General features: G+C 71.0%; 20 protein-coding genes and 1 pseudogene. 10 read left to right on the top strand and 11 right to left on the bottom strand.

Annotated features, from left to right (window positions below; translation table 11 throughout):
* Positions 1–51: 51 nt before the first annotated feature.
* Together Mam01_RS10205 and Mam01_RS10200 are read right to left on the bottom strand one after the other, a co-directional pair.
* The gene (locus tag Mam01_RS10205) at positions 52–429 is read right to left on the bottom strand and encodes a PLDc N-terminal domain-containing protein (RefSeq protein WP_204285130.1); all 378 of its coding nucleotides are present in this window, start codon (positions 427–429) and stop codon (positions 52–54) included.
* A gap of 231 nt (positions 430–660) precedes the next feature.
* Positions 661–1,035, bottom strand: coding sequence for a VOC family protein (locus Mam01_RS10200; RefSeq protein WP_204285129.1), 375 nt, complete (start codon positions 1,033–1,035; stop codon positions 661–663).
* A gap of 136 nt (positions 1,036–1,171) precedes the next feature.
* Here Mam01_RS10200 and Mam01_RS10195 point away from each other — a divergent pair, with 136 nt between their 5' ends.
* The 3 genes from Mam01_RS10195 (at position 1,172) to Mam01_RS10185 (ending at position 3,161) form a co-directional block, all read left to right on the top strand.
* Positions 1,172–1,672: a beta-class carbonic anhydrase gene (locus Mam01_RS10195; protein ID WP_204285128.1), complete on the top strand. Its 501-nt coding sequence runs from the start codon at positions 1,172–1,174 to the stop codon at positions 1,670–1,672.
* Positions 1,673–1,794: 122 nt separating this feature from the next.
* A complete protein-coding gene (locus Mam01_RS10190) occupies positions 1,795–2,805 on the top strand; it encodes an SPFH domain-containing protein (protein WP_204285127.1) in 1,011 nt (336 codons plus the stop codon).
* Positions 2,806–2,837: 32 nt separating this feature from the next.
* Positions 2,838–3,161 carry a hypothetical protein gene (locus Mam01_RS10185; RefSeq protein WP_204285126.1) on the top strand — a complete coding sequence of 108 codons (324 nt, stop codon included), beginning with the start codon at positions 2,838–2,840 and terminating at the stop codon, positions 3,159–3,161.
* Positions 3,162–3,278: 117 nt separating this feature from the next.
* Here Mam01_RS10185 and Mam01_RS10180 read toward each other — a convergent pair whose 3' ends face one another.
* Together Mam01_RS10180 and Mam01_RS10175 are read right to left on the bottom strand one after the other, a co-directional pair.
* Complete coding sequence (locus tag Mam01_RS10180) at positions 3,279–3,557, bottom strand: hypothetical protein (RefSeq protein WP_204285125.1); 279 nt, start codon at positions 3,555–3,557, stop codon at positions 3,279–3,281.
* Positions 3,554–4,180 carry a superoxide dismutase gene (locus Mam01_RS10175; protein ID WP_373868688.1) on the bottom strand — a complete coding sequence of 209 codons (627 nt, stop codon included), beginning with the start codon at positions 4,178–4,180 and terminating at the stop codon, positions 3,554–3,556. The genes Mam01_RS10180 and Mam01_RS10175 overlap by 4 nt, the downstream gene beginning before the upstream one ends.
* Positions 4,181–4,415: 235 nt before the next feature.
* On the opposite strand from Mam01_RS10175, the gene Mam01_RS10170 reads away from it, so the two are divergent.
* Together Mam01_RS10170 and Mam01_RS10165 are read left to right on the top strand one after the other, a co-directional pair.
* A complete protein-coding gene (locus Mam01_RS10170) occupies positions 4,416–4,910 on the top strand; it encodes a beta-class carbonic anhydrase (protein WP_204285123.1) in 495 nt (164 codons plus the stop codon).
* Positions 4,911–5,043: 133 nt separating this feature from the next.
* Complete coding sequence (locus Mam01_RS10165; RefSeq protein WP_204285122.1) at positions 5,044–5,325, top strand: hypothetical protein; 282 nt, start codon at positions 5,044–5,046, stop codon at positions 5,323–5,325.
* Positions 5,326–5,366: 41 nt separating this feature from the next.
* On the opposite strand, the gene Mam01_RS10160 is transcribed toward Mam01_RS10165, so the two are convergent.
* Positions 5,367–7,442: a DNA gyrase/topoisomerase IV subunit B gene (locus tag Mam01_RS10160; RefSeq protein ID WP_204285121.1), complete on the bottom strand. Its 2,076-nt coding sequence runs from the start codon at positions 7,440–7,442 to the stop codon at positions 5,367–5,369.
* Between the two features lie 246 nt (positions 7,443–7,688).
* Between Mam01_RS10160 and Mam01_RS10155 the strand changes: the two genes are divergently transcribed.
* Positions 7,689–7,919, top strand: a complete 231-nt coding sequence (locus tag Mam01_RS10155; RefSeq protein WP_150932318.1) for a DUF7455 domain-containing protein — start codon at positions 7,689–7,691, stop codon at positions 7,917–7,919.
* A 126-nt stretch (positions 7,920–8,045) separates the two neighbouring features.
* Here the strand turns inward: Mam01_RS10155 and Mam01_RS10150 are convergent, their stop codons facing one another.
* The gene (locus Mam01_RS10150; RefSeq protein WP_239101189.1) at positions 8,046–8,789 is read right to left on the bottom strand and encodes a GNAT family N-acetyltransferase; all 744 of its coding nucleotides are present in this window, start codon (positions 8,787–8,789) and stop codon (positions 8,046–8,048) included.
* Positions 8,790–8,824: 35 nt separating this feature from the next.
* Positions 8,825–9,439, bottom strand: a complete 615-nt coding sequence (locus Mam01_RS10145; protein WP_239101188.1) for a GntR family transcriptional regulator — start codon at positions 9,437–9,439, stop codon at positions 8,825–8,827.
* Positions 9,440–9,502: 63 nt separating this feature from the next.
* Between Mam01_RS10145 and aceE the strand changes: the two genes are divergently transcribed.
* On the top strand, positions 9,503–11,959 hold the full coding sequence (gene aceE / locus Mam01_RS10140; protein ID WP_239101187.1) for a pyruvate dehydrogenase (acetyl-transferring), homodimeric type: 2,457 nt from the start codon (positions 9,503–9,505) through the stop codon (positions 11,957–11,959).
* Between the two features lie 66 nt (positions 11,960–12,025).
* Complete coding sequence (locus Mam01_RS10135; protein ID WP_204285119.1) at positions 12,026–12,775, top strand: YaaA family protein; 750 nt, start codon at positions 12,026–12,028, stop codon at positions 12,773–12,775.
* Between the two features lies 1 nt (position 12,776).
* On the opposite strand, the gene Mam01_RS10130 is transcribed toward Mam01_RS10135, so the two are convergent.
* The 4 genes and pseudogenes from Mam01_RS10130 to Mam01_RS10115 all read right to left on the bottom strand — a co-directional run bounded on the left by Mam01_RS10130 (position 12,777) and on the right by Mam01_RS10115 (position 18,585).
* A complete protein-coding gene (locus tag Mam01_RS10130; RefSeq protein ID WP_239101186.1) occupies positions 12,777–13,697 on the bottom strand; it encodes a hypothetical protein in 921 nt (306 codons plus the stop codon).
* 156 nt (positions 13,698–13,853) lie between these two features.
* Positions 13,854–15,542, bottom strand: a complete 1,689-nt coding sequence (locus tag Mam01_RS10125; protein ID WP_150932330.1) for an RNA polymerase sigma factor — start codon at positions 15,540–15,542, stop codon at positions 13,854–13,856.
* Positions 15,543–15,760: 218 nt separating this feature from the next.
* Positions 15,761–17,842: pseudogene (locus tag Mam01_RS10120) on the bottom strand (SpoIIE family protein phosphatase).
* Between the two features lie 176 nt (positions 17,843–18,018).
* Entirely contained in the window at positions 18,019–18,585 is a 567-nt protein-coding gene (locus Mam01_RS10115) for an HhH-GPD-type base excision DNA repair protein (protein ID WP_204285117.1), read from the bottom strand.
* 101 nt (positions 18,586–18,686) lie between these two features.
* On the opposite strand from Mam01_RS10115, the gene Mam01_RS10110 reads away from it, so the two are divergent.
* Both Mam01_RS10110 and Mam01_RS10105 read left to right on the top strand, forming a co-directional pair.
* Positions 18,687–18,941: a hypothetical protein gene (locus Mam01_RS10110; protein WP_191909983.1), complete on the top strand. Its 255-nt coding sequence runs from the start codon at positions 18,687–18,689 to the stop codon at positions 18,939–18,941.
* A 211-nt stretch (positions 18,942–19,152) separates the two neighbouring features.
* On the top strand, positions 19,153–20,655 hold the full coding sequence (locus tag Mam01_RS10105; protein WP_239101216.1) for a hypothetical protein: 1,503 nt from the start codon (positions 19,153–19,155) through the stop codon (positions 20,653–20,655).
* Positions 20,656–20,680: the final 25 nt, after the last annotated feature.

Raw genomic sequence — 20,680 nt, 5'->3', positions numbered from 1 at the left:
ACTTCGCCGCGCTGACGTCGCGCGGGATCGGGATCGCCGCGTAACCGACCGCTACTGGTCCTGGTTCTTCTCCGCCTGACGCTGCTGCTCGCGGTAGGCGCGCCGCTGCTCCTCGGCCCGCTCCCGGCAGCGGCGGAGGAACTCCTCGTCGTCGGGGTCGGAGGGGACGAACCGGCCCGGCCGGTCGTACTCGGGGAAACGCCCGGTGTTGCCCTTGTACGGCAGCCCGCCGGGCCGCGTCACGGTCTGCGGGCGGCCGGCGACCAGCCACAGGATCGACCCGACCTCGGGGAGGAGCAGGACGATCAGGATCCACAACCCCTTGGGCAGGTTGCGGCAGTCCTCTTCCGCCGTGACGATCACGTCGAACAGGCAGAAGATCCATAAGGCGAGCAGAACCAGACCGAACCCGCCGTAGATGAGGGGCATCCCGAATCCTCCCAGTTTCAGACGCGGAGAGCGTAGTGGATTCGATCTTCGTCTGACGGGACTTTCCCCGGTATGTGATCTTTCCCGTTGTAGCGGCAACCGCCGGCTCCAGGGCTGTCACGCCGATCGCGGCGAGGACCGTGGTGGTTGCCGGGAATCGGCGGCCCGTCCCGCGGCGCCTCGCGCGTGCGCCGCGGGAGGAGGCCGCCTCCGGCACTCCCGGCCGCGGCGTCAGTCCGACGGGATCAGGCAGAACGGGTGCCCGGCCGGGTCGAGGAAGACCGTCCAGTTCTCGTCCTCGCCCGGCTGGTGCTCGTGCCTGACCGCTCCCAGGGCGAGCACCCGCTTCTCCGCCTCGGCCATGTCGTCCACGGTCAGATCCAGGTGGAACTGCTGGGGGTGCTCGGAGCCGGGCCACTGCGGGGGCCGGTAGTCCGGCACGCGCTGGAAGGCGACGCGAACCTGGTCGTCACCGGCGACCGTGACCCATTCGTCTCCCTCCTCGTAGGCGATCTTCCAGCCCAGCACCTCCGCGTAGAAGGCGGCCAGGGCCTTTGGTTCCGGACAGTCGAGCACGACCGTGCGCATCCGCGCGACACCACTCATGAGGGATCTTTCTCCTTCCAGCCCAACACCAGTGAAGACTTTATACCGGTGTCGCGACGAGGGCCAGGCGACACGGAGAGGGAAATCCGCTACCCCCACGACGACCACCGAAAGGGGATCGGGCAACATCTGTCACATGACCGGTGCTTTCGATGATCTCCTGGCCGCCAACGAGAAGTACGCGAGCACGTTCTCGCACTCCGGCCTCACGGGCCGGGCCGCGCGCGGCCTCGCCGTGGTGACGTGCATGGACTCCCGCATCGACCCGCTCGGACTGCTCGGCCTGACGGCCGGCGACGCGAAGATCCTGCGCAACGCGGGCGCCCGGGTGACCGACGACGTCCTGCGGACCCTCGTCCTCGCCGTCTACCTGCTCGGTGTGAACCGGGTCCTGGTGATGCCCCACACCGACTGCCGGATGTCCAAGTCGACCGACGAGGACGTCCACAAGCTCCTCGCCGAGGAGCACGGCATCGACACCCGCAGCCTGGAGTTCCAGACCGTTCCCGACCAGCCGGCGGCGCTGCGGCACGACATCACCCGCATCAAGTCCAGCCCGTACCTGCCGGCGGACCTCGTCGTCGGCGGCGCGCTGTACGACGTGCACTCGGGGAGGCTCCAGCCCATCGAGCTCTGACCCCGCCGTACGGAGGGGGCGCGGCCGGCGGCGAGGACGGAACCCGGGATGGCGGCTACGACGTTCTCCTGGCGACTGACGTAACTTAGGTACCTTTCGCCACTCCACCCCCAGGAGCACATATGCCCAGCCGCACCCCCTCCGCCGCGTCCGGCGGCGCCTCCCGCCGGTCGTTCCGCGGGCTCACCGTCGTCCTGATCCTCGCGCTCATCGTGATCGGCGTGCCGGCCCTGTACGGCGCCTTCCAGGGCTTCGACCGCACGACCGGCGGCGAGGTGGCGGTCGTGCGCGACGGCGGCCCGCTGGACGACAACAGGGTCCGCCAGATCATCGCCCCCGGCTCCGGCGTCACCTGGATCGGCTGGTGGTCGCAGATGCACCGCTACCCCGCCCAGCAGCGGTTCTACACGATCACCTCCGACAGCGGCCACGGCGAGAGGTCCGGCGTCGACGTCGTGAACGTCCCGAGCGGTGACGGCGTCAACATGGGCATCGAGGGCACGCTCTACTTCGCCCTCAACCTCGACCACCAGACGCTGAAGTCGTTCGACGACAAGTTCGGCACACGGAAGTTCCGCAGCACCAACGGCGGGACCTACTACCCCTGGCAGGGCGACGAGGGCTGGTCGGCGTTCCTCGACCAGATCATCCGGCCGGTGATCGACAACGACCTGCGCACCCAGATCAACAACTTCCGCTGCGCCGAACTCGTCTCCTCCTGCGCCCTCGTGCAGAACAACAGCAGCCAGCAGGGCGGCGGCACCCCGCAGCAGGGCAACAACGCCAACATCGCCAAGATCCAGAACGCGGTCAACACGAGCCTGGCCGAGGACCTCAAGGCGACCCTCGGCGCCGACTTCCTCACCGGCATCCACTTCAACCTCTCCCGGGTGACCCTGCCCACGGAGGTCCAGGAGGCGGTGAACCAGGCGCAGGCGGCGTTCGCGAAGGTCACCGAGGCGCAGGCGAAGGTCGCCCAGGCCCGCGCCGAGGCGGACGCCAACAAGGCCCGGCAGGACGGCTACAACAAGTGCCCCACGTGCGCCGAGATCGAGAAGCTGAAGGCCCTGCCCCAGGGCATCACGGTCTACGCGCCGGGCAATACTGGTGGCGTCGCTCTGCCCACCAAGTGAATCCGCCCACCAAGTGACAGGGTCGTGATCCGATGCGCCTGCTGACCCTTCCGGTGACGCTCATCGTGCTCGCCGTGCTCCTCTACCTGCTCTTCGCGGTCGTACGCCGGTCGGGGACGGCGTCCCGGCGGGAGGTGGGCGGCCCTCCCCGCTGGGAGGCCGACACGGTCATGGAGAACGGGTGGACCCTGATCGTGGTGCGCAAGGTCGCGCCCGGCAGGAACGGCCCGGTGGAGCTGACCCGGCAGACGGTCCGCGCCATCGCCGACGACGATCCCGACTGGGACGAGCGCTACCGGGAGGGCATGCTGGAGGCCCGCAACCGGGTCAGCACCCTGGAAATCGAGAACGGCTGAGCCCTCCGGAAGGCCCGAGTCATCACCCGCCAGGTTCGCCGGCGGGATGGGTGACAGGGTGAGCGACGGGGCAACGGAAGGCGCCGGTGCGATCGGGATCGCACCGGCGCCCGCGCGTCAGGCCGCGGCGGTTCCCGGCGGCGGTTTCATGGCCACCGCCGCCATGTGCAGGGTGAGCTCCCGCACCAGGTCGTCCATGCTCTGCCCGGTCTGCGCCCGAACCAGGGACAGGGCCAGTTCGGCGAGCAGGCAGAATCCCTGCAATCGCGCGTGGTCGTCGGGGAAGCCGGCCAGCAGCGCTTCTGCGCCGGCGAGGTCGCCGCGGTGCTTGGCGGCGATGACGCCGGCGGCCTGCTGGCCGTGCTCGAACAGCCGGGCCGGGTCCGGGTGGGTCATCGCAGGCCGGGAATCGCCGGGCCGGCCGCCCGCGCGGCCGTGAAGCGGGCCGTGACGTCGGCCCAGTCGACGAGATTCCACAACCGGTCGACGTAGTCCGGGCGCACGTTGCGGTACTGCAGGTAGTAGGCGTGTTCCCAGGCGTCGAAGACCAGGATCGGGGTGGAGCCCTGCCCGACGTTGCCGTGGTGGTCGTAGACCTGCTCCACGATCAGCCGCCCGCCCAACGGCTCCCAGGCCAGCACGCCCCAGCCGGAGCCCTGCACCGTCTTCGTGGCCGTGGACAGCTGTCCGACGAACGCGTCGAAGGAACCGAAGTGCTCGTCGATCGCCGCGGCCAGCTCACCGTCGGGGCGGTCCCCGCCGTCCGGGGACAGGTTGTTCCAGAAGATCGAGTGCAGTACGTGCCCGGACAGGTTGAACGCGAGGGTCTTCTCCAGCCCGACCAGCGCGGCGTAGTCGCCCTCGTCGCGGGCCTCGGCGAGCTGGTCCAGGGCGTCGTTGCTGCCCTTGACGTAGGCGGCGTGGTGCTTGCTGTGGTGCAGTTCCAGGATCTCGCCCGACATCGCCGGCTCCAGCGCCCCGTAGTCGTACGGCATGTCCGGCAGCGTGTACGCGCCCATCACGATCCTCCACTAGTGCGAACTAATCGCAATTGCAAATTACTTGCAACAAGGACCATATCGGGGATGACTCCGCCTGTTCCACCTCCCGGAACCAGAACGTCACACAGGTCCACACCGGAAATCCGGGCGCTCGGTCGCCCTCTACTCACTCTCCGCAACTTTACCTATTGACTTGGTAGGAATAACCGGCAAAGGTGAGGTCGACCATGTCAGCGATCGGGAAGGGCAGCACATGAGCGTCACCGACGAACTCCTCGCCAACGCCGAGCGGTACGCCGCCGGATTCGACAAGGGGCACCTGCCGCTGCCGCCCGCCCGGGGCGTGGCGGTCCTCGCCTGCATGGACGCCCGGCTCAACGTGTACGGCCTGCTCGGGCTGAGCGAAGGCGACGCCCATGTGATCCGCAACGCCGGAGGGGTGGTGACCGCCGACGAGCGGCGCAGCCTGGCGATCAGCCAGCGCCTGCTCGGCACCCGGGAGATCATCCTCATCCACCACACCGACTGCGGCATGCTGACCTTCACCGACGACGGCTTCCGGCGGGACATCGAGGCCGAGGTCGGGATCAGGCCCGACTGGGCCGCCGAGGCGTTCCCCGACCTGGACGCGGACGTCATCCAGTCGATCAACCGGATCACGGCCGACCCGTTCATCCCGCACAAGGACTCGGTGCGGGGCTTCGTCTACGAGGTCGAGACCGGGCGGCTGCGCGAGGTCAAGCCCTGACGCGGCCTCCGGTGGTCATGGCCGCGTCCCGGGGGGGTGACCGCTTCCGGACACCGCGTGGCGGATCGGCCCGGAGCCGGCCGGGTAGGGATGCAGGCGTCCGCACCTTCCTCCCCGGTAAAGGACACCCCCCATGAACGCTCCGTTCAAACGCGCGCTCACGATCTGCGCCGCCGCCGTGCTGGTGACCGCCGTCACCGCCGCCCCCGCCGCGGCCCTGGACGCCAACTACACCTGCACGAGCGGCACCCGGTACCTGATGTCCGACCTGCTGGGCTACTACATCTTCGGCAGCGGCTGCACCGGGTCGGGCACCGGCCCCTACGGGACCGTCACCATCCCGTCAGGAAGCTACTTCTGCGAGCACGTCGGCTACTTCCCGGAGGCCGACTTCCTCAGCGCCCAGCGATGCTGACCAGGCGGGGATGAGCCGGCGCCCGCCGTGCGGGCGCCGGGTCAGGCGTCGATGTGGTCGCGGTCGACCTCGGCGGCGCTGCCGATGATGAACTCGCGGCGCGGGCCCACGTCGCTGCCCATGAGGAGGCTGAAGATGCGCTCGGCCTCCTCCACGTCCTCGATGCGCACCCGGCGCAGGACGCGGTGGCGGGGATCCATGGTCGTCTCGGCGAGCTGGTCGGCGTCCATCTCGCCGAGGCCCTTGTAGCGCTGCACCGGGTCCTTCCAGCGCTTGCCGCGCCGCTCCAGGTCGCGCAGCACCTTGTGCAGCTCGGCGTCGCTGTAGGTGTAGACGTACTTGTCCTGGCCGCGCCCCGGGTTGGTGACCTCGATGCGGTGCAGCGGCGGCACCGCGGCGAACACCCGCCCGGCCTCGACCATCGGCTTCATGTACCGGTGGAAGAGCGTCAGCAGCAGGCACCGGATGTGCGCGCCGTCCACGTCCGCGTCGGCCATCAGGATGATCTTGCCGTACCGGGCGGACGCGATGTCGAACGAACGCCCGGAGCCCGCGCCCACAACCTGGATGATCGCGGCGCACTCGGCGTTCTTGAGCATGTCGGCGACCGACGCCTTCTGCACGTTGAGGATCTTGCCTCGGATGGGCAGCAGGGCCTGGAACTCCGAGTCACGGGCCAGCTTCGCGGTGCCCAGCGCGGAGTCGCCCTCCACGATGAACAGCTCGCTGCGGTCCACGTCGTCGCTGCGGCAGTCCACCAGCTTGGCCGGCAGCGCCGAGTTCTCCAGGGCGGACTTGCGCCGCTGGTTGTCCCGGTGCTCCCGCGCCGCGATCCGGGCCTTGGCGGCGGCGACGACCTTCTCCAGGACCGCGCGCAGCTGCTGCTTCTGTACCCGCTTGGGGTTGGCGAACAGCGCCTTGAGCTCCCGGGAGACGACATGGGCGACGATCCGGCTGGCCGCCGAGGTGCCGAGCACCTCCTTGGTCTGGCCCTCGAACTGCGGCTCGGGCACCCGCACGGTGACGACCGCGGTCAGGCCTTCGAGGATGTCCTCCTTGGTGACCGGCTCGTCGCCGTTCTTCAGCAGCCGGGTCTCCCGGAGCTGCTCGTTGACCGTGCGGACCAGCGCCCGCTCGAACCCGGCGACGTGGGTGCCGCCCTTCGGCGTGGCGATCACGTTCACGAAGGACCGGACGGTCGTGTCGTAGCCCTTGCCCCAGCGGATCGCGACGTCGGCGGTGAGCTCCCGCTCGACCTCCGTCGACGTCATGTGGCCCTGGTCGTCGAGCACGGGGACGGTCTCGTGGAAGTGGCCCACGCCCTGCAGCCGCAGGACCTCGCACACGGCCTCGTCACGGGCGAGGAACTCGGTGAACTCGCTGATGCCGCCGTCGAAGCGGAAGGTCTCCTCGGCCGGCTCCTCCTCGCCCCGGCTGTCCCGTACGACGAGGGTGAGCCCCGGCACCAGGAAGGCCGTCTGGCGCAGCCGCACGTGGATCTCGTCGAGCGAGACCTCTGCCTCGGGCAGGAAGATCTGGCGGTCGGCCCAGAAGCGGACGCGGGTGCCGGTGGCCCTGCCGGGGACGGCGCCGCCGTCGCGCAGGCCGGACTTCTTGCGGAACTTCGCGGTGGGGCCGTCGCCGTCGAACAGGCCCGGCACTCCCCGCCGGAAGCTGATCTGGTGAATCCGGCCGTCGCGGTCGACCTCGACGTCGAGGCGCGAGGACAGCGCGTTGACCACCGAGGCGCCCACGCCGTGCAGGCCGCCGGAGGCGCCGTAGGAGCCGCCGCCGAACTTGCCGCCCGCGTGCAGCTTCGTGTAGACCAGCTCGACTCCGGCCAGGCCGGTCTTGGGCTCGACGTCGACGGGGATGCCGCGCCCGTCGTCGCGCACCTCGATCGAGCCGTCGCGGTGCAACTCGACCTCGATCCGGGTGCAGAAGCCGCCCAGCGCCTCGTCGACCGCGTTGTCCACGATCTCCCACAGGCAGTGCATGAGACCGCGTGTGTCGGTGGAACCGATGTACATCCCCGGGCGCTTGCGGACGGCCTCAAGGCCTTCGAGCACAGAGAGATGACGGGCGGTGTACCCCGTCTCCGCGCGAACCGCAGTCACACCCAGCTCCCACTTATCAATCGAACACGCGTACGCAGCTTAACGTCACTTCCGTTTGTACGCGTACAAGCTTGCCAGGCACAGCGGGTTGACCGGCACTTCCGCTGTGATCCCCGTCACTTCCAGGGGCATTCTGCTCTGGGCGTAGCCGGAGCATGATTGGGAACGCCCGCATCCGGTTAGATGTTGTCCCAAGTGACTGACGCCAACGACCCCGCATCCGTGGGGCGACCCGAAAGGCGATACGTGACTGGAGCTCTCGCCCCCGCCAAGCCGCTGACGGCCCTGGACCGGTGTGACCGGTGCGGTGCTCAGGCCTACATCCGCGCGACCCTGCCCGTGGGCGGGGAGCTGCTGTTCTGCGCCCACCACGGGCGTCAGCACGTGGCTGTCCTGCGCGGCAAAGGTGCTGAGATCCAGGACGAGTCGGCCCGACTCTCCGCATCCCCCGCGATCGCCCCTGACGGCGAGCGCTGACCCCATAGACGGCGTGCCGGAGCATCACGACGACGACGTCGGCTCCGTGCGCCGTCACCATAGATTCCCTCGATTCCCCGTCCGTCTCATGCCGTCCCGCCGTACCTGACCTGACCGCGGCGCCCGTCAGGGCCGCACGCGGTAGTGGTAGCGGCCGGCGACGCCGAAGCCCTCCCGCTCGTAGAGCGCGCGGGCCGCGGTGTTGGCCTCCGTGACCACCAGGTAGGCACTGTCCGCGCCCTGCCGCCGTCCCCAGGCGGTCAGTGCGCGCAGCACGGCCCCGCCCAGCCCGCGCCGCCTGGCGTGCGGCTGGACGGCCATGCAGTAGATCCCCAGCCAACGGCCCTGCGGTACGCCCCGGCCCACCGCGTCGCCGTCCTCAGAGGCGCCATCGCTGAGGAGGACGTAGCCGGCGGGAACCCCGGTGACGATCCGCTCGGCCCACACCCGCGCCGGGACGTCCCCGGTGGCGCTCCGCCGCCCGCCGTCCACGCTCCACCAGGCACGCAGCCACCGCTCGGACGGCGTACCCGCCACTTCCACGTCCTGCGAGCCGGGGGACAGCGGCCCGGTCATCACCAGGGTGGGGTCCACCAGCCGGTATCCCCGGCGGTCGAGTTCCCCGTCGAGCCCCGGCGTCGCGCCCATGCCCACGGAGAACACGCACGGCAGGCCGATGTCCGCGTAGAAGCGCTCGGCCCGGTCCACCGCCTCCGGCAGGTCCGCCCGCTCCCCCAGCGGCAGCACCGAGTTGGCCCGCTTCGTCACCCCGCCCGCGTGGCGGTAGACCCAGGTTCCCTCCCCCATCCGTCCCGGCGCCGGCCAGCCCTCGTCCACCAGCAGGTCGAACTCCGCCGTGTCCTGACTCACCCGCCGCAGCCTAACCGGCCCGCACCGCTCCGGGTTCAGGGCTCGGCCGGGGCGTAGCCGAGCACGTGCTCGCGGAGCAGGACACCCGCCTCGGGGTCGCCCCGTTCGAACGCCTCCACGAGAGGTTCGTGGTCGGCGGCGTTCTCGTGCGGGTGCGTCCGGAAGAGGCGGATCGACAGGTGGGTCCACACCTCGATGCCGAGCGACTCCCACACCGACAGCAGCACCGTGTTGCCCGAGGCCTTCACGATCTCACGGTGGAAGGCGACGCCGTGCCGCACCTGATCGTGCAGGGAACCGGCGGCCGCCGCCTCGTGCAGGCGGCGCAGATGCGCACGCAGCGGCTCCACGCGGGGCGTGCCCAGCCGGACGGCCGTCTCCTCCAGGCCCGCCCGCACCTCGTACACCTCGCGGAGATCGCTCCGGGTGAGCCTGCGGACCCGCGCGCCCTTGTTGGGCGCGGACTCGATGAGCCTGAGGGCCTCCAGCTCGCGCAGCGCCTCGCGCACCGGGGCCTGGCTGACGCTCAACTCGGCCGCCATGCGCCGCTCGACGAGGCGGTCACCGGGCTTCCATCGCCCGCTGATCAGGCCGTCGAGCACGGCTTGCCGGATCTGGTCGCGAAGCGGCGACCGCACGACGGGTTCCACGAGACCGATGATAGGCCGCAGGGCATACATCCTATGATCGATCATTGGGTGTTTAATGGATCCATGGACGTAGACACGAATCCCCAGGAGACCGCCGAATGGCTCGAATCCCTCGAGGCGGTGCGTCGTGCGGCCGGCCCCGAACGGGCCGGTTACCTGCTGAGGCGGCTGGCCACGAGCACCCGCTACCTCAACACCGTGCCGACGGACGAGGAGCCGGTCTATCCGGGTGACCTTGAGCTGGAGGAACGCATCGCCGCGTACGACCGGTGGAACGCCGCGGCGATGATCACCAGGGGAAGCCGGCTGGGGCTCGGCGGCCACCTGGCGACCTACGCCTCGGCCGCCTGGTTGTACGAGGTGGGCTTCAACCACTTCTTCCACGCCGGGCACGACCAGGTCTACTTCCAGGGCCACGCCTCCCCGGGCGTCTACGCGCGGGCCTTCCTGGAGGGCAGGCTGAGCGAATCCCAGCTCGACCTGTTCCGGCGCGAGCCCGAGGGCGGGCTGCCGTCGTACCCGCATCCGCGGTCCATGCCGGACTTCTGGCAGTTCCCCACCGTCTCGATGGGGCTTGGGCCGCTCAACGCGGTCTACCAGGCCAGGTTCAACCGCTATCTGCACAATCGCGGCATCAAGGACACCTCGCGCAGCCACGTGTGGGCCTTCCTCGGCGACGGCGAGATGGACGAGCCGGAGTCCACGGCCGCCCTCACCCTGGCCGCCCGCGAAGGACTCGACAACCTCACGTTCGTGATCAACTGCAACCTCCAGCGGCTCGACGGGCCGGTGCGGGGCAACACCCGCGTCGTGCAGGAGCTCGAAAGCGTCTTCACGGGCGCGGGCTGGCACGTCGTCAAGGCGCTGTGGGGCCGGGAATGGGACGAGCTGCTCCGCTCGGACGAACTGGTGGCCCGGCTGGGCGAGGTGCCGGACGGGCAGTTCCAGACGTTCGCCGCCTCGGCGGGCTCCTACATCAGGGAGCGGTTGTTCCAGGGCCTCGACGTGCCGTACACGGACGAGGACCTGCGGCGCGTCGTCGGCGGGTCGCGGGCGGGCCACGAGCCGCGGAAGGTGTACGCGGCCTACCGCAGGGCCCTGGACAACCGGGGCGCGCCCACGGTGGTCCTCGTGCAGACGGTGAAGGGCTGGACCCTCGGCGCGGGGATCGAGGCGCGCAACGCCAACCACCAGATGAAGAAGCTCACCCAGGACGAGTTCCGCGCCCTGCGCGACCGGCTCGGCCTGCCGGTCCCGGACGAGGCTCTCGACGGCGACCTGCCGCCGTACCTGCACCCCGGGCCGGACTCGCCGGAGGCGCGGTACGCCGCCGGGCAGCGGCGCGACCTGGGCGGGCCCATCCCCCGCCGCAGCGTCTCCCACCGCCCTCTGCCAGCCCCGGGCGAGGCGGCGTTCCGCGCCCTGGAGGAGGGCTCGAAGCAGCCCGTGGCCACGACGATGGCCTTCGTCCGCCTCGTCAAGGACCTGATGAAGGAGCCGGAGACGGGACGCCGCTGGGTGCCGATCGTGCCGGACGAGGCCAGGACGTTCGGCATGGAGTCGCTGTTCCCCACGGCCAGGATCTACTCGCCGCTGGGCCAGCGCTACGAGTCCGTCGACCGGGACCTGCTGTTGTCGTACAAGGAGGCGACCGACGGGCAGATCCTGCTGGAAGGCATCACCGAGGCCGGGTCGATGGCGTCGTTCACCGCCGCGGCCTCCAGCTACGCCACCCACGGCGAGGTCATGATCCCCTTCTACATCTTCTACTCGATGTTCGGCTGGCAGCGCACCGGCGACCAGATGTGGGCGCTGGCCGACCAGCTCGGCCGCGGGTTCCTCGTCGGCGCGACCGCCGGCCGGACCACGATGACCGGTGAGGGCCTGCAGCACGCCGACGGCCACTCGCAGCTCCTCGCCTCCGCCAACCCCGCGTGCCTGGCCTACGATCCCGCCTTCGCCTACGAGGTGGGGACGATCGTGCGCGAGGGGCTCCGGCGCATGTACGGCCCGGGCGGCGAGGACGTGTTCTACTACCTGACCCTCTACAACGAGCCGCTGCCGCAGCCCCCGATGCCCGAGGGAGCCGAGGAGGGCATCCTCCGGGGCGTCTACCGGTACTCCGCCGGCGGCGGTGACGCTCACCTGCTGGCCAGCGGCACCGCGATCCACTGGGCGCTGGCCGCGCAGCGCCTGCTCCGGGAGGAGTACGGCGTGGGCGTGGACGTGTGGTCCGTCACCTCCTGGAGTGAGCTGCGCCGCGACGCCATGACCACGACCGGTGTGCCGTACATCCGGCAGGCCCTGGCCGGGACCTCGGGACCGGTGATCGCGGTCAGCGACTGGATGCGTGCCGTACCGGACCAGATCAGCCCGTGGATCGACCGGCCGTGGACCTCGCTCGGCACCGACGGGTTCGGGCTGTCGGGCACCCGTGAGGCGGTCCGCAGGCACTTCGGGGTGGATCCGCGCTCGATCGCGGAGGCCGTGCTCAAGGCGGTGGAGACCGGGCGGGAGTGAGCACCGCACCGCCGCCGCTCCCCGACCGGGAGCCTCGCCGGCGGGGGCGCAGTAAGCTGCGGGATCGTGCTCATCCTGCTGCCTCCGTCGGAGGGGAAGGCCGAGCGGGGGACCTCCCGCGCCCGCCGGCTGAGCTTCCCCGAACTCGCCTCCCCGCGCGAGAAGGTCCTCGACGCCCTCGTCTCGCTCTGCCACACGCCCGAGGCGCGCGACGTGCTGGGCCTGTCGGACGGGCAGGCCGGGGAGATCGAGCGCAACCGGGCGCTGCCCGCGGCACGCACGCTGCCCGTGGCCGACCTCTACACGGGCGTGCTGTACGACAACCTCGGCCTCGGCGCCCTCTCCCCCGAGGCACGGCGGCGGGCCGACCGGCGGATCATCGTGTTCTCCGGCCTGTGGGGCCTGCTGCGCCCCTCCGACCGGGTGCCGCCCTATCGGTTGTCCATGGGCGTACGGCTGCCGCCGATGGGCGGCCTGGCCGCGTTCTGGCGGCCGTCGATCGGCGCGGTGCTCGACGCGACGAAGGGCCTGGTGGTGGACCTGCGGTCCGCGACGTACACCGCCGCCTGGCAGCCCGGCGAACGCGGCGTGGCCGTACGGGTGCTCAGGGAGGCGGCCGGGAAGCGGACGGTCGTCAGCCACATGGCGAAGGCCACGCGCGGCGTGGTCGCCCGTTCGCTGGTCGAGACCCCCGACCGGCCGCGTACGGCCGGCGACCTCGCCGACCTGCTGGCGGGGCTGGGGCACCGGGTCGAGCTGGCCGCGCCCGCCGGAGGGAACCGGCCGCGGACCCTCGACGTGATCGTGGGCGAGTGAGTCAGAGGTTGAGCCGGGCGCAGGCCCGGCGGTACTGCTGAGCGGGATCGCCGAGGTGCGACCAGGGCAGGCGGCTGAAGCGGCCGTCCGTCCTGCTGAGGTGCGCGCGCGCCGGGCGGCGCAGGTCGGCGAGGAAGAAGGCGGCGCCGAAGGCGTTGTGCGCCTCGATCGACCGGGGGTGCGCGCCGCCGAACCGCCGCTCCGACCAGTGCCCGGCGGCCGAGACGATGTCGCGCTGCGCCTCGAAGGGGAACCATCCTCCCCGGGACATCGGCGCCCGGCCGGCGGCGGTGATCTCGAAGTGGGCCAGCGGGACCAGCGCCGGGAGCGGGCTGCCCTCGGGAGCGTGCGCGGCGGCCGAGCGGGCGAAGGCGAGCGTCTCCTGGGCGGAGCCGCCCCAGCCCGGCGACAGGGTGATCAGGCGGACCACCGCCGCGGAGTAGAGCGACGGCCACCGCCGCGAGCACTCGTGCCAGACCGCGTCCTTGTCGGCCCGCGGCCGGTCCAGCCCGACGGCCAGCCACATCAGGCACTCCCACGGCACCGGGTCGCCGGAGGCGAGCCCGGCCGCCGCCAGCAGCGGCTGCCTCGCGCCCTCCATCGCCGACTGGTAGGCGTGCAGCCGGTCGGCCTGCACGGCTCTGGCCCGGACGTCGGGCCGAAGTTCCCAGGCCTCCTCCAGCCGGGTCCGCCCCAGCCACAGCCACAGGTCGGGATTGCCCTGGTCGTAGGCGAGCTGCGCCTCGATGAACCGGCTCGCGCCGATGAGGGCGCGGGACAGCGCCTCCACCCGCAGCGACCGGGTCTCCGGGTCGCCCCTGCTCGCGGCGAGAGCGGCGATGGCTGGTCCGATGTCTCCCCGCTGGGCGGAGATGACCGCCTCGTCGAGGATGGTGTCCGCCCACGGGCGGTCCGGGATCATTCGTGGCCCCCGAGCACGTGCCCGATCCACTTCGATCACTCCCATGAGGCGCGAGCCTAGGAGCGACAGCGTGCCCGTGGTGCTACCACGATGTTACGGAAAAGTTAATCGTCCCCCGGCCTTCCCCGCGGGGCCGAAGGACGATCGACTCGTGTCTCAGTCGAGGTAGTCGCGCAGCACCTGGGACCGGGACGGGTGGCGCAGCTTGGACATCGTCTTCGACTCGATCTGGCGGATCCGCTCGCGGGTCACGCCGTAGACCTTCCCGATCTCGTCGAGGGTCTTCGGCTGGCCGTCGGTGAGACCGAAACGCATCGACACCACGCCCGCCTCCCGCTCCGACAGCGTGTCGAGAACGGAGTGCAGCTGCTCCTGCAGCAGCGTGAAGCTGACCGCGTCGGCCGGGACGATGGCCTCGGAGTCCTCGATGAGGTCGCCGAACTCGCTGTCGCCCTCCTCGCCCAGCGGCGTGTGCAGGGAGATCGGCTCGCGGCCGTACTTCTGCACCTCGATGACCTTCTCAGGGGTCATGTCGAGCTCGCGGGCCAGCTCCTCGGGCGTGGGCTCGCGGCCGAGATCCTGCAGCATCTGCCGCTGGACCCGGGCCAGCTTGTTGATCACCTCGACCATGTGGACCGGGATGCGGATGGTCCGCGCCTGGTCGGCCATGGCCCGGGTGATCGCCTGCCGGATCCACCACGTGGCGTACGTGGAGAACTTGTAGCCCTTGGTGTAGTCGAACTTCTCGACCGCGCGGATCAGGCCCAGGTTGCCCTCCTGGATCAGGTCCAGGAACAGCATCCCGCGCCCGGTGTAGCGCTTGGCCAGCGACACGACCAGGCGGAGGTTGGCCTCCAGCAGGTGGTTCTTGGCGCGGTGGCCGTCCTCGGCGATCCACTCCAGTTCGGCGCGGACGTCGACCGGGAGGTTGTCGGCCTCCTGGGCGAGCTGCTCCTCGGCGAACAGGCCGGCCTCGATCCGCTTGGCGAGCTCGACCTCCTGCTCGGCGTTGAGCAGGGGCACCTTGCCGATCTGCTTGAGGTAGTCCTTCACCGGGTCGGCGGTGGCGCCGGCCGCCGCGACCTGCGCGACGGGAGCGTCGTCATCGTCGTCGGTGAGGATCAGCACCTCGTCCTCGGACTGCACGAGCGCCTCGGCCTTGGGCTCCTCGCCCTCGGTCTCCGCCTCGGTCTCGGTCTCGGTCTCCTCGGTCTCCGCCTCGGCCTCGATCTCGACGTCCTCGACGTCCAGCTCGAAGTCCTCGATGTCGACGTCACCCTCGAGGTCGATGTCCTCCTCGTCCTCGGCGACGTCGGCGGACTTGGGCTTGGAATCGGCCTTGGGCGCCTTGCCCTCGGGGCCGGCGGCGGGGGCCGCCGTGGCGTCCTTGGCCGCAGGCGCGGCCTTCTTCGGCGGAGCGGGCTTGCCGGGAGCCGGCTTGGCCGCCGCCGCGCCGGGCTTGGCCGGGGCCGCCTTCTTCGCCGCAGGCTTGGCGGCCGGCGCGGAGTCGGTCACCACCGCGGTGACGGTCTCCGGCTGCGACTCCTTGGCCGCCGCGGACTTGGTGGTCTTCTTGACGGGCGCGGTGGTGCGGCGTTTGGCTTGACCTCGAGAACGCTTGGGAGCCGCGGAGTCGGCGGCCGTCACCACGACGGTCACGCCCTCCTTGCTGAGGCTTCGCAGGAATCCAGCGGCTTGCGACATCGGGATGTCCGCTTCCTCGAAGGCCTTGCGGACATCCTCGGACTCGAGGAAACCCTGCGAGCGCCCACGCTCGAGGAGCTGCTGAATCACTGGCTCGTTCAGCTCCGACGGCTTCGAGCGAGTCGAACTTGCAGGCGACACGAACACCTCTCGAACGAACGCATGGCGAGAATGGACCCAGGTTCTTCTTCTTTTCCGGTGGTGTGGTCGCGCGAACCGCGACATGCCATTGTGGCACGCCAAGGTCCGTGATACGGCCGCGTCCCGCCGGTTGCTCCTCCACCCTAGGCCGACCGAGAGACTACTGCGTACGGACGGAGGTCACTGATACCCGAAAGCAACCGTTATGACTGTTTCATTCAGTCACTCTTCGTGGCCGATGGGACGTGGACCGCGAGTACCGTTACGTCGTCATCCTGTTCATACCCGGCCAGCATCCGCTCCACCAGGAAATCGAGCAGCATATGCGGCTGACTCACGACTTCCGGCGGCGCTTCGGCCACGACGCTTGAGAGCTCCCTGAGCCCGGCGTCCAGACCGCGCTTGCGGTTTTCCACGAGCCCGTCCGAGTACAGCACGGCGGTGTGCCCCGGAGGCACACAGAACCGGCCCTGCTTACGGCTGGTGGCCCAGCCAAGCGGGGTCCCGGGCTCGCTCTCGTGCAGCAGGCCGACGCCCTGCGGCGAGACCAGCAGCGGCGGCGGGTGACCGGCCAGCGCCAGCATGCCCTCTCCGGTCCCAGGCTCGACGACCATGTAGGCCAGCGTCGTGACCTGCTCTTCCTCCTCGGTGGCCTCGAACACCCGGTCCAGGCCGGTGAGCACCGCCGCGGGCGGCGGATTGGTCAGGGCGAGGGCACGCATGGCGTTGCGGATCCGGCCCATCCCGGCGGCGGCCTTGACGCCCTTGCCCATGACGTCGCCGACGACGGCCGCGACCCGGCCGTCCTGCAGGACGAACGCGTCGTACCAGTCGCCGCCGACCTGCACGTGCCGGGAGCCGGAGCGGAAGCGCTGGGCCAGAGCCAGGCCGCGCACCACCGGCAGCCGGTCGGGCAGCAGGCTCCGCTGCAACGTTTCAGCGGTCCGGTGCTCACGCTCGAACAGCGTGGCCCGCTCGACCGCGAGCGCGCACTGACCGGCGAGCGCCTCCAGGAAGACGCCGTCCTCCTGCGAGATCTTCTGTGACCGGTTGAACGAGAACCGCAGCGCGCCGAGCGCACGGCCGGCCGCGAGCAGCGGCAGGCCCACCCAGGCCCGTTCCTCGGTCTGCGCGAGGAACTTGGCGATCTGCGTCTCGTCGGCGCCGGCGTCCACGAGCTGGGTGCGCAGGCTGTCCAGGGACTCGGCGAAGACGGGCCTGCGGCTGTTCACCGCCATCGTCATGACGCTGGGATGGGCGAGGTCGATGTCCTCGCCCGGCGCGTCGGGGGTGCCACCGCTGTTGATCACCTTCAGGGTGGCCCTGTTGTCGTCGAGGAGGGCGACGGCCGAGTGGTCGGCGGCCAGCGCCGTCCGCCCGACGTCGATGATCACCTGCACCACCTGCTCGACCGTCAGCGCCTCGGCGAGCTGCGCCGTCGCGCCCTGGAGCCGGGCCGTGCGCAGGGCGGCCGCGCCGAGCTGGTCGGTCAGGCGTCCCCGCATGTCCTCGGCCTCGCGCTGCGGCGTGACGTCGGTGTTCGCGCCGACCCACTCCACCACGCGGCCCAGCCGCATGATCGGGACGGCCCGCACCTCGAAGTGCCGGTAGCCGCTGGCCCGGGTGCGCACCCGCTAGCTCCACTCGAACATGGTCCGGCCGCGCAGGGCCTCGCGCCACGCCTCGTCGGTGCCGGGGCGGTCGTCGGGATGCACCGCCTCCAGCCAGCCGTGCGCGAGGTACTCCTCCAGGCCCTGGCCGGTGACGGCCCGCCACTGGGGCGCGTCCTCGATCACCCCGCCGTTCGGCGAGGTGATCCAGACGAGCTGCTGCTGCGACTCCACGAGGGAGCGGTAGCGCTCCTCGCTGCGCTCCAGCTCTTCCTTGTCCATCTGCCGGTCGGTCAGGTCCACCCCGAAGAGGGCGGTCCCGAGCACGCCGTCGTCACCGCGGATCGGGAAGAACGACACGGTCCAGTGCCGGGCGTCGCCGTTCTCCGCCCTGGTCGGGTACGGCTGGTCGGTGACCGGCAGGCCCTCGTCGGCGATCCGGCGCAGCGCCGACTCGATCAGCGCCGTCAGGTCGGCCGGCAGCAGCTCGGCCGGGAGGCGGTCGAGATGCGACTCGACAGGATGGCCGGTCAACTCGGTGAAGGTCGAGTTGACTCGGACGAACCGCCCGGAGGGGTCGAAAAACGCGAAGGCGAAGGGCGCCTCCGACATCAGGCCTCTGAAGAGGTCGGAGTCTGAGATGTCCAAACCGGACTCCCGGGGCCGGGGCACGGAGGTTTCGGCGCTCATGGTCGGCACCTCCGTCGCGTGCCAGCGTCTCCCACGAGGCACATCTCCATAACTGTGATTGGTAGCGCGATCTGCCCTACATCATCGGCGATCGGCATGCGCGGACGGAAGCCCCGCCAGCCATGCGGTCAACGCATCCTGTCAAAAGACCGGCACCTCGCGCAGGAAGATCCGGCCTACTTCTTGGCCGCCCGCTTCGCCTCCTGCTTGGTCGCACGGACCAGCTGCAGGCTCGCGGCGTCCACGACGTCGGCCACCGACCGGTGCACCCCCTCCTCGCCGTACGGCCCGGCCGCCTCACGCCAGCCGTCCGGGCGCACACCGCACTGTTTGCCCAGCAGGGCCAGGAAGATCTGGGCCTTCTGCCGGCCGAATCCGGGGAGGGCCAGCAGCCGGCGCAGCAGATCGGCGCCGTCGCGGACATCCTGCCATACCTTCTCGGCCGAGCCATCGTAGTGCTCGGAGAGGTGGGCCGCGAGTGCCTGGACGCGGGCCGCCATCGCCCGCGGATACCGGTGGACGGCGGGCGGGTCCGCGAGCAGGGCGGCGAACCGGTCAGGATCGTAGGAGGCGATCGCGCGGGCGTCCAGGTCGTGGCCCAGGCGCGCGGCGATCGCGCGGGGGCCGGCGAAGGCCCGCTCCAGCGGGACCTGCTGATCGAGCAGCATGCCGATCAGCAGCGCCAGCGGACTGCGTCCGAGCAGTTCGTCGGCCTCGGGATCCTGGGCGAGCCGGATGCGCATGCCCACAGCTTCCCACGCGCCGGCGAACGGAGGGTTGACACCGCCCGGGAAAGAGGTGGAATTGGGGGCGGCAGGTCCCCATTCAGCGAGGAATGCAGTCGATGCCCGTACTCGCAGCACGAATCTATGGCGGCCCATCGCCGGAGCCGAGGCTCCGGGAGCTGGTGGAACCGGTGGTCACCCGGCTCGCCGCGGAGTTCCTGACCGTCCCCCTGCCCACCGTCGCCCGTTGCGTCGCCGACGCCTGGGCCTGCGGTGAGCACCTGGGGGTGGCCGTCACGCCGGAGATCGCCGGTAGGGTCGCCCGGGAGCGCCTCCTGGGACTGGTGAACTCGGCGCCGCCTTCCCGGCGCTGAGGCGCCCGTACGGCGCGCGATCGGTGGCCGTACGGCACAGTGGGGCAGGAGCGGCAGATAACGGGGAAGTCACCGGGCCGCGTTCCTGGTGCCCTTCCCGCCGCGAATGCGAGAGGGTGGTGACCGTGAGCGAGCGGAGCGATATCTCGTGAGTCACCGGCGCCGACGTGACCCCCGGGGGACCCGGCCGCCGGACGACGTGTTCGCGGAGATGCTGCTGGCGGCCAGGGAGCTGCTGGCCGTGCGCAGCCCGCTCGACGCGGAGCTCATGGTCTCCGACATGCTCGGCGCGTGGTGGGGCAGGCGGCTGCGCGGCGGCGACGTCGAGCAGATCCTCGGCGAGGGCCTGGTCGACTACGCGGCCAAGGCGGGCACCCCCGCGGCCCTGTCCCTGCTCGTCTCCGTCGCCTACCTCGGCACCGCCCGGCAGGCGGCGAAGGCGGAGGGCGCGGCGCTCGCGCTGATGGAGTCCGACGTGCCCCGGCCCGGCTGGGCCGACCGCGTCGGCGCGGTCAAGCCGGCCGGCTGCTACGTCTCCAGGGACGTGTACGGCGACCAGGACACCGTGGTCTGCACGTTCGCCTACAACGGCGAGGACAGGCACGCGCTGGTCGTGGTCGTCGACTACAACATGGGCGGCATGGCCCGGGACGCCTGGGTGTCCTCGCAGGTCGACAAGCTGCTCGACCAGGCACGGCTGGAGGCGGCCGGCAACGAGCTGCTCCGGTTCGAGGAGCTGGAGCCGCAGCAGGCGCGGGCGCTGCTGGAGTTCGCGATGAAGGCCGCCAGGGCCGCCGCGCACAACCGCAAGGGGCCGAAGCCGGTCAGCGACAGCTACAGCGCCTACCACGCCTTCGCGCGGGCGCGGATCAAGGCGCTGCCGCCCGGGCGCATGCGGCCCGCCCCCGCGCACACCGAGGCCCCCTACAGCCGCGACCGCCGGGCGATGCTGGCCGCCGAGTTCCTCGCCTCCGACGCGGCGGAGAACCTGTCGGACCCGTCGGCCGCCTCGCGGTGCGCCGACCACATCATCGAGTACGGCTGCGACCAGGACTTCGGCCGGCCGACGCGGGTCAGCCCCACCAAGTGCGAGACGTTCCTGCTGGACTGGCTGCCGCGCAAGGTCCTGCTGACCCCGGCCGAGCAGGACGCGATGCCGCACGTGCTGTCGGCGTGGGTCCGCTTCGCGGGGCCCCGGATCGGGCTGCCGGAGCAGGGCGTGCGGGCGACACTCGACGCGGTGTGGGAGGCGATGGGCCGGTTCTCCGAGGCCTACCGGGACCCGGCCACCTTCGGGCTGGACCGCTCCCTCGTGGAACGGCTGCTGCCCGACGGCGACCTGTCGGCGCTGGCCCGGCGGGCCTTCGCGTTCCCCCTGCTCCAGGGCATGCGCGGCGCGACCAACCTCGACCTGCTCAACCCGGCGGACGAGGCGGACCGGCGGATCCTGCTGGAGATCGACCACACCGGCGAGCTGGACCGTGCCGACCTGGAGGAGCACCTGGCCTGGCACGAGGAGATCGCGAGCCGCCTGTGGATCGGCGACCCGCCCCAGCTGTGGGAGGCCGCCCAGCGCCTGCTCGACCTCGGCCACGACCGGCACGAGGTGATGCACGTCCTGATCGAGATCGCCGAGCGCATCGGCGACCACCCGGACGAGCTCGCCGCCGCCCTCGACGACATCGCCGACATCCCCGACGAACCTCCCCTCTGACCTCTCCACCCCCGCACCCCCTGCG

Source organism: Microbispora amethystogenes, assembly GCF_016863015.1.
Taxonomy (GTDB): domain Bacteria; phylum Actinomycetota; class Actinomycetes; order Streptosporangiales; family Streptosporangiaceae; genus Microbispora; species Microbispora amethystogenes.
Note: the sequence above shows the minus strand (reverse complement) of the source record. Positions and strands in the feature narration are given on the sequence as shown.